The organism is Paucibacter sp. TC2R-5 (genome assembly GCF_025717605.1).
GTDB classification, from domain to species: Bacteria; Pseudomonadota; Gammaproteobacteria; order Burkholderiales; family Burkholderiaceae_C; genus Paucibacter_A; species Paucibacter_A albus.
The window spans coordinates 276,340-288,501 of record NZ_JAJIRQ010000005.1 but is presented as its reverse complement, the minus strand read 5'-3'; the positions used below and the strand labels follow the sequence as shown (position 1 = coordinate 288,501).

12 protein-coding genes are annotated in these 12,162 nt (G+C 62.7%); 5 read left to right on the top strand and 7 right to left on the bottom strand.

The window, feature by feature from the left end; all coding sequences use genetic code 11:
- Positions 1-4: 4 nt before the first annotated feature.
- From LNV08_RS13935 to LNV08_RS13920, 4 genes are all read left to right on the top strand, one after another.
- Positions 5-1,075, top strand: coding sequence for a phospholipase A (locus LNV08_RS13935; protein WP_263534322.1), 1,071 nt, complete (start codon positions 5-7; stop codon positions 1,073-1,075).
- 60 nt (positions 1,076-1,135) lie between these two features.
- Positions 1,136-2,176 (top strand): patatin-like phospholipase family protein, encoded by a 1,041-nt coding sequence (locus LNV08_RS13930; protein WP_263534321.1) that lies wholly within the window; start codon positions 1,136-1,138, stop codon positions 2,174-2,176.
- A 2-nt stretch (positions 2,177-2,178) separates the two neighbouring features.
- Positions 2,179-3,630: a GntP family permease gene (locus tag LNV08_RS13925; protein WP_263534320.1), complete on the top strand. Its 1,452-nt coding sequence runs from the start codon at positions 2,179-2,181 to the stop codon at positions 3,628-3,630.
- A 66-nt stretch (positions 3,631-3,696) separates the two neighbouring features.
- On the top strand, positions 3,697-4,170 hold the full coding sequence (locus LNV08_RS13920; protein WP_263534319.1) for a YqhA family protein: 474 nt from the start codon (positions 3,697-3,699) through the stop codon (positions 4,168-4,170).
- Between the two features lie 81 nt (positions 4,171-4,251).
- Here LNV08_RS13920 and LNV08_RS13915 read toward each other — a convergent pair whose 3' ends face one another.
- Genes LNV08_RS13915 through LNV08_RS13895 form a run of 5 tightly spaced genes read right to left on the bottom strand, consistent with a single transcriptional unit; the run spans position 4,252 to position 8,717 of the window.
- A complete protein-coding gene (locus LNV08_RS13915) occupies positions 4,252-4,881 on the bottom strand; it encodes a hypothetical protein (protein WP_263534318.1) in 630 nt (209 codons plus the stop codon).
- Between the two features lie 53 nt (positions 4,882-4,934).
- Positions 4,935-6,086, bottom strand: coding sequence for a copper resistance protein NlpE N-terminal domain-containing protein (locus LNV08_RS13910; protein WP_263534317.1), 1,152 nt, complete (start codon positions 6,084-6,086; stop codon positions 4,935-4,937).
- A gap of 36 nt (positions 6,087-6,122) precedes the next feature.
- Positions 6,123-7,352, bottom strand: a complete 1,230-nt coding sequence (locus LNV08_RS13905) for an amidohydrolase family protein (RefSeq protein ID WP_263534316.1) — start codon at positions 7,350-7,352, stop codon at positions 6,123-6,125.
- 16 nt (positions 7,353-7,368) lie between these two features.
- On the bottom strand, positions 7,369-7,803 hold the full coding sequence (locus tag LNV08_RS13900) for a glycine zipper 2TM domain-containing protein (RefSeq protein ID WP_263534315.1): 435 nt from the start codon (positions 7,801-7,803) through the stop codon (positions 7,369-7,371).
- Positions 7,804-7,841: 38 nt separating this feature from the next.
- Positions 7,842-8,717 (bottom strand): amino acid ABC transporter substrate-binding protein, encoded by an 876-nt coding sequence (locus LNV08_RS13895; protein WP_263534314.1) that lies wholly within the window; start codon positions 8,715-8,717, stop codon positions 7,842-7,844.
- A 187-nt stretch (positions 8,718-8,904) separates the two neighbouring features.
- Here LNV08_RS13895 and LNV08_RS13890 point away from each other — a divergent pair, with 187 nt between their 5' ends.
- Positions 8,905-10,173, top strand: a complete 1,269-nt coding sequence (locus LNV08_RS13890) for a patatin-like phospholipase family protein (RefSeq protein ID WP_263534313.1) — start codon at positions 8,905-8,907, stop codon at positions 10,171-10,173.
- A 210-nt stretch (positions 10,174-10,383) separates the two neighbouring features.
- Here the strand turns inward: LNV08_RS13890 and LNV08_RS13885 are convergent, their stop codons facing one another.
- A complete protein-coding gene (locus tag LNV08_RS13885; protein WP_263534312.1) occupies positions 10,384-11,628 on the bottom strand; it encodes a phospholipase A in 1,245 nt (414 codons plus the stop codon).
- A gap of 76 nt (positions 11,629-11,704) precedes the next feature.
- Positions 11,705-12,082, bottom strand: coding sequence for an SHOCT domain-containing protein (locus LNV08_RS13880; RefSeq protein WP_263534311.1), 378 nt, complete (start codon positions 12,080-12,082; stop codon positions 11,705-11,707).
- Positions 12,083-12,162 lie beyond the last annotated feature (80 nt).

Sequence of the window (12,162 nt, the reverse complement as noted above, 5' to 3'; positions counted from 1 at the left end):
GACCATGAACAAACTCCATCTTCTTTCGGCCGGCTTGGCTGCCCTGGCGCCACTGAGCGCCGCAGCGCAATCTTGCACCGAGATCCAGATCGACGCCGAGCGTTTGGCCTGTTATGACCGGGCGGCCGGGCGTATGAATGCTGCTGTGCCTGCTGCGCCGGCTGCAATTTCGGCGCCAGCAGCCGCTGCGCCCACCGCAGTGGCGACATCAGCCCCGACACCGGCGCCGTCATCGGCCCCCACCAAATGGACCGGCCAAACTTTCTCTGAGCGCTTTCAGCTCGACCCCGAGACCAAGGATGGCCTCTTCAAGGTCAAGCCCCATCTGCCGGTCTATGTCTTGCCGCTCAGCTGGCGCCAGCATGTCAACCGCAACCCCAGTTCGGCCAACCCACGCAATAACGCACTCGGCGCGGGCGAGACCAATAAAAACCTTGAGGCCAAGTTCCAGCTCAGCCTGAAGACCAAGATGATGCAAAACATCTTGGGCAGCGAGATCGACTGGTGGGCGGCCTACACCCAGCAGAGCTTCTGGCAGGTCTATAACGCCGAAGATTCCCGCCCGTTTCGCGAGTCCAATTACCAACCCGAGACCTTTGTGACCATGCCGCTCCGACTGGGCTCGGAATCGTTTCAGCTGCGCATGCTCAATCTGGGCCTGGTGCACCAATCGAACGGCCAGACCGACCCCTTGTCGCGCTCCTGGAACCGCATCTACGCGACCCTGGGGGCCACCTCTGGCGGCTTGAGCCTCTTCGTCAAGCCCTGGTGGCGCGTCAAAGAGAAGGCGGAGACCGACAACAACCCCGACATCAGCGACTACGCCGGCCGCATCGAGGTGCAAGCGATTTACAACTTCGGCGAACATATCGTCTCGGCCACGCTGCAGAACAATCTGAAGTTCAACACCAGCACACCGAACCGCAGCAATGTGCAGATTGAATGGGCCTTCCCCTTGTTCAGCGAGCTACACGGTTATGTGCGCGGCTTTGCCGGCTATGCGGACTCGCTACAGAACTACAACTTCCGCAACAACGGCATCGGCCTAGGGGTTTCCCTGGTGCAGTGGCGCTGAGCGGCGCTAAATGGCCTTAGGGGGGTGGTTTTGTCATCGAGGCATGGGTAATATGTTGCAATGCACAAAAATACCTCCCCCCAAAGTCGCAAGCCCGTCCTCGTTGATCTGGCGCTCCAAGGTGGAGGTGCCCACGGCGCCTTCACCTGGGGCGTGCTGGACCGTTTGCTGGAAGAAGAATGGCTGACATTTGACGGCATCTCGGGCACCTCGGCTGGTGCGATGAACGCGGCCGTGATGGCCAGCGGCCATGCCCATGGCGGGGCCGACGGCGCCAAGGCCGCGCTGGAAGATTTCTGGAAACTGGTCTCCGACGGCGCCAAATTCAGCCCGATGAAGCGCAGCATCATGGACATCATGAGCGGCCAGTGGACGCTGGACAATTCGCCCATGTACCGCGCCGCCGAGATGATGACGCAGGTGTTCTCGCCCTATGACCTGAACCCCAGCGGCAAGAACCCGCTCAGCGACATCCTCGCCAAGACGGTTGATTTTGAGTGCCTGGCCACGGCGCCGATTCGCTTGTTCATCACCGCCACCAATGTGCGCACCGGCAGCGGTCGGGTGTTTCGCAACGCCGAGATCACGCCCGATGTGCTGCTGGCCTCGGGCTGTTTGCCGACCATGTTCCAGTCGGTCGAAATCGACGGCGAGTTCTACTGGGACGGCGGCTACTCGGGCAACCCCACCATCACGCCGCTGGTGCGTGAATGCCAATCGCGTGACACGATTCTGGTGCAGATCAACCCTATCGTGCGCGAGGCCATCCCCAAGACCGCGCGCGATATTAGCAACCGCCTGAACGAGATTTCCTTCAACGCGCCGCTGCTCAAAGAGTTGCGCATGATCGCGCTGCTGCATCAATGCGCCGATGCGGACAGCGGCGAGGGCGGGCAATGGGCGCGCATGCGCATGCACCGTATCGCCACCGACCGGGTCACCGAGCTCGACTCCAGCTCCAAGATGATCACCGAGTGGAAGTTCCTCTGCGGCTTGCGCGACGAAGGCCGGCGCACCGCCGAGCTGTTCCTTGAAAACCATGGCGATGCGCTGGGTGTGCGGTCCTCGCTGGATCTGAACGCCATGCTGGAGGTGCAGTAACCATGGGCTTGCTCGGCATACTTTTAGGCTTGGGCCTGCTGGTCTGGCTGGCGTTTCGCGGCTGGAGCGTGTTGGGCTTAGCACCCGTCGCCGCCCTGATAGCGGCCGGCTTCGCGGGCGAGCCCTTGTTGGCGCATTGGACGCAGACCTTTATGGGTTCGGCGGCCGGCTTTATCGCCCAGTTCTTCCCACTCTTCTTGCTTGGCGCGCTATTCGGCAAGCTGATGGCCGACAGCGGCTCGGTCAGCGCGATCGCACAGTTCATCACCGAGAAGCTGGGCAGCAAGCGGGCCATTCTTTCAGTGGTGCTGGCCGGCGCCTTGGTCACCTATGGCGGCGTCAGCCTGTTCGTGGCGATGTTTGTGCTCGCACCGATGGGTCAGGCGCTGTTCAAGGCCGCCAATATCCCGAACCGCCTCTTGCCGGGTGCGGTGATGCTGGGCACGGCCACCTTCACGATGTCGGCCCTGCCCGGCTCGCCGGCGATCCAGAACGCGATCCCGATGCCGTTTTTCGAGACCACGCCTTTTGCCGCACCGGGCCTGGGCTTTATTGCCGCCGCCATCATGTTCGGCTTTGGCATGTGGTGGTTGAGCCGCTCGGAAGCGGCTGCACGCCGCAACGGAGAGGGTTTTGGCGGCCCGGCGGCTACTGCCGCTGATGCCGCCAGCGACAGCATGGTGCGAGAGCGCGCCACTGCTTCGCGCGAGTTTGACCCGGCCGAGCTGGAACATGGCGCTCGCAGCCCGCAACTGCCCAGCATCGGCATCGCGCTGCTGCCGCTGATCGTGGTGATGGCGGTCAACCTGACCATGTCGCTGCTGGTGCTGCCGCGTCTGGACACCAGCTTCCTGGCCGAGCCGCGCTGGGGTGGCACGACCATCGCCAGCGTCGGTGGCGTCTGGTCGGTGCTGATGGCACTGGGTGCTGCGATCCTGGTCTTGTACGCCTTCAACCGCAGCCGCTTGCAGAGCTTGCGTGACACGGTCGACGCCGGCCTGAATGCGGCCGCACTGCCCATCATCAGCGTGGCCAGCCTGGTCGGCTTTGGCGCCGTGGTGGCGGCCTTGCCGGCCTTTGCGGCGGTGCGTGAGTGGGTGCTGACCATCGAAGGCGGGCCCCTGGTCGGCCTGGCGATTGCCACCAATGTGCTGTCGGCGTTGACCGGCTCCGCCTCGGGCGGCTTGACGATTGCGCTGGGCGCTTTGGGCGAGACCTATATGGAACTCGCCTACCAGTACGGCATCGACCCGGCGCTGATGCACCGTGTGGCGGTGATCGGCGCCGGCTCGCTCGACAGCCTGCCGCACAATGGCGCGGTGGTGACCATGCTGGCCGTCTGCGGTGCCACGCATAAAGAGAGTTATTTTGATATCGTGATGGTCGGCATCGTCAGCGCGATCCTGGGCCTGATTGCAGTCGTCGTGCTGGGTTCGATGTTCGGTTCGTTCTGAGCTTGGCCCAAGAGCCTTAGCAACGATCGCGTCGTGCACGATCGCTTGACCAGGAGTTTTTGCGACATGTTGAAGGTTTTAAATGCCAGCCGCTACTTGGTCATGGCGGCCGTGATTGGCTCCTTGCTGTCAGCGGTGGCGCTGTATGCCTACGGGCTGATCGACACGCTGGTGGTGATTACGCGCACGCTGAGTTCGGCGGAAGTCTCGACCAAAGGCGCCAAGGGCTTGATGCTCTACTTCATCGAGATTTTTGACTTGTTCCTGCTCGGCACCGTGATGCTGATTCTGGCGCTCGGGCTCTATGAGTTGTTCATCAACCCGGACCTGAAGATGGCGTCCCGCTTGCAGATCAACACCTTCGAGGATCTCAAGAGCACGCTGGTGACGGTCGTGATTGCCGTCATGGCGGTCACTTTCTTGGGGCACATCATGTCCTGGGACGGCGCCGCCGACCTGCTTGACATCGGCGTGCCCGTGGCCCTGGTGATCGTGGCCCTGAACTTCTACCTCTGGGTCGCCAAAGGCGCCAAGAAGTAGTCCTTGAACGGGCTACGGGCACAAGACGCCTGGACGAAAAAACGGGCCCGCTGGGCCCGTTTTGCATTGAGAGCTAAAGCCTTACTTGACCGCGATGATCTGGCGGCCCTTCAGCTGCTCGATGATCAGATTGGCAAAGGGTGGCGCTTCTTGGGCCACCGAACGCGGGTTGAAGGTCGTGGTCGTGACAGCCCACACCAGACGGCGCGTGTTCACGTCAAACAGCTTGGTCTCAACTGTGGCCAGATCGTACTGGCGCACTTCCTGAACCGGGAAGCTGCCACGCGAATGCATGCCGCCCCAGGTGTTGGTCGGGCCCCAGGAGTTGTGACCCCATCCCATGCCGCCGTGCACCATGGTGGTCGAGACTTGGGTGCGCGTGTCCACGCCCAACACGCGGACCAACAACAAGCCTTGCGCACCAGTGCCCTTCACCGCCGCTTCAAAGTCGGCCTGCGACAGATTCGGGTCATCCAGGCGAAGTGTGTGGCCCGCCACCGCGTCCACGCCCGTCGCGCGCATGCGCTCAACGAACACCTCTTCCACCAAGCGATCTTCGGCGACCGAGTTGACGCTGCCGGCCACGACGATCTTGTTCATCGGCGGGCCCTTGAAGTCGGTGTCGAACCAAGCCGAGCGTACCGACGTAGATTGGCAGCCGGTGGCCAGCGCCGCGACGGCCAAGACGGCCAAAGTAGAAACAAACTTCATGCTGATTACTCCTGTGTAAAACGAATCACGAACAAGGGAAAGGAGGGGTCAGATCAGGGCTTTTCTGTCGCCGATTCAACCACCATGTCAAGCACATACAGGTAAGGCGCGCCGCCGCCCACAGCCGCACGGTCAAAGCGCTTCAGGCGCAGCACATTGCGCACGCCGGGCTGGTGGGTATAGCCCTCAATGGCTTCGGCGAAGGGCAGCCAAGCGCCGGGCGTGCCGACGGTCAAACCTTGCTCATCAAAGCGGCGCTCGCGCACCTGCAAACATTCGGCGTTCGCGCCCTGGGCATTCTTGCAGGCCACCGTTCTCGAGTTGACCTCCATGAAGACCCGCGTCGGCTGGCCGTAACGCGCTTCAGGCGTCATTTGGCCAGTGAAGAACAGCGTTGCATTGGCGGGACTGGTCAAGCGCAGCGTTGTCGCCGCACCGGCCAGCACCTCACTCTTCAGCGGTGCAGCAAGCAGCTCCGCCAAGGCCGCATCCACCTTCATGGCGGCCGGCTCGCAGGCCATCATGGTCGAGGCCATGCGGCTGAATCCCAGCTTGCCTTCGGCATCGACCTGGTAGCCACTCATCATGCGGTTACAGCCGCCTTCGATATTGAATCGGCCGGCGTTGAAGCTGAAATGGATGGCGCGCGGGCTGGCGGCCGGCAGACCCCCAATCGGCTGGCCCTGCGCGTCCGTGGCCCAGACCAAGGTCCAGCGATGTGCTTCAAGCGTGCGCGGCAGCTCGGTTGCGGGCAGCGGGTTCAAGCGCGTCAGCTGGCGCTGCCCGTCTTGAGGCCAAGTCGCTGCGGCGCCGGTGGCCAACATGGCGAGCCGGCCCTCGCCGACCAAGAGTTGGCGCCCGCCGCCCTGCTCGTCGAGCGTGATGGCGTTGCCGCTGGCATTCCAACTGAAACGCCCACGGGAAACCTTAGGCTCGGGGTCGCGTTCCAGGTATTGCACCGACAACTCAAAGCTCTCGTCACGATTCAGGCGCAACCTCGTCTGCAAGCCGGGGCAGTTAGCGCAGGGCAAGATGCCCGCGTAAGTACCGGCCCAGTCGAGCGCATTGCGGCTGCTGTGGGCGGGGTCAGGCATGGCGGGCTTTGGCGCGCTTTCAGTCAGCGGCGCACAGGCCGAGAACACCGCAATAGCCGCAACAGCCAGAGCAGTCAGCGGTAGCTTGAACCATCGAGTTTGCATCGTCATCAATGTCTCCAAAGTAATCGGGGGGCAACTGGTGCATCAGGCCGGGCGCCGAAAGAAAGACGCCGTCTCGAAGGTCGCCGGCGCAAAACCGCGCCCGTTCAATTTGAGGCTGCGCTTGAGCACAAAATCAAACAGCAAGACATTGGTCTCGCGCAAGCGCCGCAGCGGCTCGAGGGCGGCCGGGTCCAGCATGTTCTGCTCGATCACGGCCTTCAGGTAAATCAAAGGCACGATGCCTGGCAGCGGGTAATCGGAGCCATTGACCAGTCGACCATGCCAATCGGGACGTGCCAGCAGCTTGGACAGCACGTTCATCCGGTTACCCTGCGTGACCGCGGCGATGTCGCCCAACAAATTGCTGCGATAAGCCGGCTCATCCATCAGCCGCGCAAACAGCTCGAAATTTGGCAACTTGGCGCCGCCTGCTCGGTCAGTATCCTCACCCTCGCCGAGCGAGGCGCAATGCGCAATCACGACCTTGACTCCGGCGTCAAGCGGGCGCCGCAGGCGCAAGGGGTTGCCCAGATGCTCGCCAAAACCGTGTACCGCGCGCTCATCCCCGGCATGGGTGATCAACGGGATTTTCAAGGCCGCGAGCTTGGCGAAGTAGCGATCACAGCGAGCGTCGGCCGGGTCTATATTCTGGGCCGAGGGCAGCCATTTGACGGCCCTGGCGCCGCGCGCGGCAGCGGCGTCGAGCCGGTCAAGCGCAGCGGGGTCGTAAGGGTGAACCGACGCCACCCATTCGATATGAGCGGAATGCTTCTGGGCCAGGCCGGCCACATAGTTGTCGGGCACGTGGAAGGTGGAGCGCTCAGGCATGGCGAGGCCCGCCTCATCACGCGCCCAGTCGAAGCCGAACAGCATGGCCTTGAAGCCCGGCGCCATGGCCCGGCATTGCGACAGCAAGCGTTCGACAAAGCTGGCGTCGGCGCGGCCGGACGACTCGTCGACGCAGGACGCGTTGACGTACATCGCTTTTTGCGCGTAGCCGACCGGCTTCCAGATATTGTTCAGGCGCGGGTTGAACCACAGACCGCTGCCCGAGGCGCCGTCACCGAAGGCATGGCAGTGGCTGTCCCAGACCTTGCTGGCATCGATGCCTCGCCAAGCGGCCTGCACCAAGGGATGCTCACGCAAGTCTGCCGGTAACTCCGGCACGCAGGGGTTGAGCACCCCATCGCGCAAAGAGAAGTCACAGCCGCTCAAGAGCATGCCGGACCCTACAGCGGCGGCAGCTGCGCCGACAAAGCCACGTCGCTTCATACGGCGCCGACCTCAATCACAGTTGCTGGATGCCGTTGGCCGACACGCGCACGCGGTCGCCAATGCGCAGCGCTGGGGCAGATGTTTGCTCAATGGTGGCACGGCTGCCGTCGTCGTAACGCACGCCGATCTGCCAGACGATGGTTTGCTGCGAAGCCATGTGATTACCCGCCATCGCGCCCGCGCCCGCGCCGACCACGGTCGCTGCCGTCTGGCCACGCCCGCCGCCCACCTGGTTGCCCAGCAGACCGCCGATGACCGCGCCGGCAATCGCGCCGCCGGTGGCATTGCCGTTTTGCACCTGGCCCTGGACGATGGACTCGACCACGCCGTCACGTGATGCAGGCTGGGTCACTTGAAACGCAGGCGGCGTGCTGCAAGCCGCCAGCATCAGCGTCAAGCCGGCCGTGAACACGGTGGCGGCGCGTCGAATGGTTGAGAAATTGATCATTTTGTTACTCCAGTGAAAAAGAAATTGAACGCTACAGCTTACTCGGGAATCGCGTTCAGCAAGTACATCGCCGACAGCAGTCCGGTGGGGCGCCCCAGCTTGCCCAGCCATTGCGCGAAGATGACTTCAATGTCACCGCTGACATAAACCTGCGTCAACGCCTTATTGACTTCCAAGCGCAGGGCCGAGTCATTGCGCGGCAAAGCAAAGGCATAGGGCTCGATTGAAAAGTCCTCGGCCACCAAGGCGAGCTTGGCCGGCTCCTTGGCTTGGATCGCCAAGCCCACCAGCTTGACCTTGTCGCTGGCCACGGCGTCAACCGTTCCCGCCTCCAGCATCGCCAGGGCGCTCGCCCCATCGTTGACGGGCACCAAGCCGGCATTGACCAGGCGCAGTCGCAAGGCATCCGCAAGACGCGTTGCGGTCGTCGTCCCCTTGATCACGGCAACCTTCTTGCCGGACAGATCACTGACCTGGTTGACGGGGGAGCCGGACTTGACCAGCAAGCCGCCGCCATCGATGAAGATCAGATTGGAGAAGTCGACATGAGCCAAACGGCTCTGGGTCTGGCTGGAGTTGGCGCAGTCCAGATCGGCGCGGCCGCTGGCCACCATTTGCAGACGCTCGCTGACCGAGCCGGCAATCCATTTGATTGCCAGATCAGGCTCGCCCACCGCGCGGCCAATCTGTGCCACCACCCGTTTGCACAGCTCAATCGAGAAACCCAAGGGCGCCTTGTCGGGGCCATCAAAGGAGAAGGGCAAAGAATCGGCCGAGTAAGCGATATTGATGGTCTTGGCCGCCTTGATCTTGCCCAAGGTGTTGGCGCCGCCATTTGACGTGCTCTGGGCCTGGGCCGCAGCGCCGATGGCGCATGCCGTTATCAGCAGTGCAGCAAAAACAGTCTTGACCATGCAAACCTCGATTTGATTGAAGAGATAAGACAGCGCCGTGCGGCCTGGGTATCATGCGCGGCCGGCTGCGCTAAGTGCGCTTCAGTGTACAGCGGAGTAGCGCGTTAGCGCCGACCTAAAGGCGGCATGACGGCGGCATGACGGCGGCTTGAAGTCGCCGGCAAGCTATGCCCAACAGGAGAGAAACTTGAGTTCATCGACTGCCCTGCGGCGTTCATTGCGGCACTCACTGCAAATCAGCCTGCTCGGCCTGCTGGTCTTGCTGAGCGCTTGCGGCTCTTTGCCGCGCAATCCGGTGCCGCCGCGGCTGTCCACCGCCGCTGCGGTACCCGGCATGCCCGATATTCGTGCCAGAGCGGGCCTGCCCAGTGCGGCCATGGAGGCGGATCTGGCGGCCTCGTTCAAAATGGAATCTCCCAATGACTTTCCAGCCAGCGCCGATGGTTCGGTCCGTTATGCGCATCTGGCCCTGTCGGGGGGTGGCGCCAATGGCGCTTTCGGCGCGGGCTTCATCAATGGTTGGACCAGCAGCGGCACCCGGCCCGTCTTCAAGATCGTCACCGGCGTCTCCACCGGCGCGCTGATGGCGCCCTTTGCCTTCCTGGGCCCGGCCTATGACCCGGCCTTGCGCGAGTTCTACACCACCACCAGTTCGCGCGACATCTTCAAGCTGGGCTCGCTGCTGCGCCAGTTGCTGTCCGGCGAAGCCTTGGCCAGCACCGAGCCACTGGCGGCCATCATCGAGCGCAATGTCGATGCCAAGTTTCTGGGCCAGATAGCGCTTGCCCATGGCCAGGGCCGGCGCCTATATATCGGTACCGCCGACCTCGACGCGCGCGCCTTTGTGATCTGGAATATGGGCCTGATCGCCAGCAGCGGCCGCCCCGAAGCGCTTGAGTTGTTCCGCAAGGTCATGCTGGCCTCGGCCTCGATACCGGTCGCCTTTCCGCCGGTCTACTTCAAGGTGGAAGTCCAGGACGAGAGCAGCGGCGAAGGCAGGGCCGAGCCGAGAAGCTATGACGAGATGCATGTCGACGGTGGCGTCGGCTCACGCGTCTTCGTCAACGGCGGCGTCTTCCGCTCCGCAATCATTCAAGAGCGAGGCGGCCTCGGCGCCGGCCATGAAGACTTCTATGTCATCCACAACGGCCAGCTGCTGCCGGTGCCCGACCCGGTTGCCCGCAGCATGTCGGCGATTGCCATCCGCGTGCTCGACGCCACCGGCCGCGTCGCGGTGCTGGGCGATTTGTTCCGGATTTACGGCCATGCCCAGCAGTTCGGGGCCGGCTTTCGCTGGGTCACCATTCCCAATGACGTCAGCATGACGAGCGCCGAAACCTTTGACCCCGTGCAGATGAATATGCTGTATCAATTCGGCTATCACATGGCCCAGTCTCGCGAGCCCTGGGCCACCGCCCCGCCGGGGCGCCAAGGCGATCCAGCGGCCAGCGACTAAGACATGGCTACCCTTAGCCCTTACTGATGCGTAAGGTCTGAACCCAAGCAAGCAAGCGGAGCTCGGGCCGAGCGCCGGGCCGCCCCAAGCCGGCCCGCGATGGCGATGTTGACGCGGCTCGCTGCCGCGTCAATCGCCGCCCCCACGGGGGGCCGGCCAGGCCCGCCCGCGTCCAGCAAGGCGGGCTTGGACGGGGGGCTCACATCAGCATCAGCGCCAGATCGCGTAGCCCAAGCGCAGCGCCCAAGGCTCGCGCTTGTTGTAGTTCAGCAGCGTCTCACCATAACCAGTGAAGTACTGGGCCATCAAGTAACCCGATAGTCCGGGGACAAATCGATTCAGCGGATAGGTCGCCTGCACATCGGCGCTGAAGGCCTTGGCCAGCGTGCCCTTGCGCAGATCCATGGCAATCTGCCAATCATTTTTCTTGCCGTAGGTGAAGCGGAAATCGCCGTAGCCCCGGTATTTGTGCATATCCGGGTTTTCATCCTTGTCCAGATAGACGTAGAGCTTGGGCTCGAAGGTGGTGTGGAAACCCGCGCTGTCACCGAAGGTGAACAAGGGCTTCACATACAAGATGTCAATGCTGCGCGACTTGGCGTCGAGGTCATCACGGCCATTCGATTCATGCTCGTAGCCGGCCGCAAAGCCGACCTCATTGCCCCCTGCGCGCCAACCGGTGCTGGGCGACTGATAGAAAAAGCCGGGCTTGTACTTGGTGTCCACGAAGGGCTTGGAGTCACCAGTCAAATCCCAAAAAGCCGTTTGGGTATAGCCCAGGTACAGATTGTCGACAAGGCGGCGTGAGAGCTTGTCGGCCGGCTCGTACAAGCGCAGCCTGAAGCTGATCTGGAACTTGGCATTGGCCTCGATGCCGGGGCCAACTGCGGCAAACATCGGCTCGTTGAAGCTCAGCCGGCCTTGGTCTTGCAAATTGGGGTCGCTGTCGGCGCGCACGGCCAAGGTCGTGACGGCAGGCGCGCTGGCGGCGTCCATAGGCGCGGCAGCAATTGCGGCAGATGGCGCCGCCGTCGATGTAGGTGCAGGTGTAGGTGTCGAAAGTTGCACCAGCATCGCCGGCACATCAAGGTCCAGCGCGTCGATGCGCACGCGTCCGCGCAGATTGGCCGGCAACTCGCCCACATAGTTGATGCGCAAAAACTCGCCCGGGTGCAGATCGATTTGCGGCGGCAGCGGGGACTCGAGCCGCAGGTTCACTGCAGTCAGCGCACCCAGGTCCGGTGTCAGCGTCACACGCAGAACTTCAGGCAAGGCGTAGGAACGCGGCTCGGCCTCGGCACTCAGCATCAGGCTGAGCTTGAAGGGCTGAGTCGGGTCCAGCGTGCGGCTGGGGGCCAGCAAATGGATATCGGCCCGCGCCGCCAGCGGAGTCAGCGTCGAACTCAACAGCAGCAGAGCGAGCAGACGATGAGGTGTCAATGAGTGCTTGTGCATGGAGCCTCTGCGCGAATAAACCATAAAAAAGCCCTGCAGACCGGAAGTCAGCAGGGCCTTGTTCAGCAGCCAGACATCAAGCCAGTGCTTTGGCCTTGAGCTTGGCGAACTCGTCGGCGCTGATGGTGCCGGCGTCGAGCAAGGCCTTGGCCTCGGCAATATCGGCCGCCGGCGACTTGCCCGCCACGCCCTTGATATAGGCCTCGGTCTCGGACTGGGCGCGCTTGATGCTGGCATGCTGCCGAGTCGACATTCCCTTGCCACGAGCGACGATGTAGATGATGGCCGTCAACATCGGTACGAAGATCAAGCCGATGATCCACAAGACCTTGGAGCCGCCGCCCATCTCGTCATCGCGGAACAGGTCCACGACGATCTGGAACATGATGATCAGATAGGCCACAAACACAAAGGCCGAAATCATCAGCAGGATCGAGTCCCAAAAATTGCTCATAGCAGTCCCTCAAATGGTTTTACGAAAAATAGGCATCGCCACCAGCGCTGTCGCTCAAATGGGCGCAGCGCTTGGCATAT

What these genes read in the sequence shown, in the direction of transcription:
- LNV08_RS13885 (WP_263534312.1), bottom strand. Translation starts at nt 11,628, where the DNA reads ATGCACAAGCACTCATTGACACCTCATCGTCTGCTCGCTCTGCTGCTG.
- LNV08_RS13915 (WP_263534318.1), bottom strand. Translation starts at nt 4,881, where the DNA reads ATGAAGTTTGTTTCTACTTTGGCCGTCTTGGCCGTCGCGGCGCTGGCC.
- LNV08_RS13935 (WP_263534322.1), top strand. Translation starts at nt 5, where the DNA reads ATGAACAAACTCCATCTTCTTTCGGCCGGCTTGGCTGCCCTGGCGCCA.
- LNV08_RS13880 (WP_263534311.1), bottom strand. Translation starts at nt 12,082, where the DNA reads ATGAGCAATTTTTGGGACTCGATCCTGCTGATGATTTCGGCCTTTGTG.
- LNV08_RS13925 (WP_263534320.1), top strand. Translation starts at nt 2,179, where the DNA reads ATGGGCTTGCTCGGCATACTTTTAGGCTTGGGCCTGCTGGTCTGGCTG.
- LNV08_RS13910 (WP_263534317.1), bottom strand. Translation starts at nt 6,086, where the DNA reads ATGACGATGCAAACTCGATGGTTCAAGCTACCGCTGACTGCTCTGGCT.
- LNV08_RS13930 (WP_263534321.1), top strand. Translation starts at nt 1,136, where the DNA reads ATGCACAAAAATACCTCCCCCCAAAGTCGCAAGCCCGTCCTCGTTGAT.
- LNV08_RS13905 (WP_263534316.1), bottom strand. Translation starts at nt 7,352, where the DNA reads ATGAAGCGACGTGGCTTTGTCGGCGCAGCTGCCGCCGCTGTAGGGTCC.
- LNV08_RS13920 (WP_263534319.1), top strand. Translation starts at nt 3,697, where the DNA reads ATGTTGAAGGTTTTAAATGCCAGCCGCTACTTGGTCATGGCGGCCGTG.
- LNV08_RS13900 (WP_263534315.1), bottom strand. Translation starts at nt 7,803, where the DNA reads ATGATCAATTTCTCAACCATTCGACGCGCCGCCACCGTGTTCACGGCC.
- LNV08_RS13895 (WP_263534314.1), bottom strand. Translation starts at nt 8,717, where the DNA reads ATGGTCAAGACTGTTTTTGCTGCACTGCTGATAACGGCATGCGCCATC.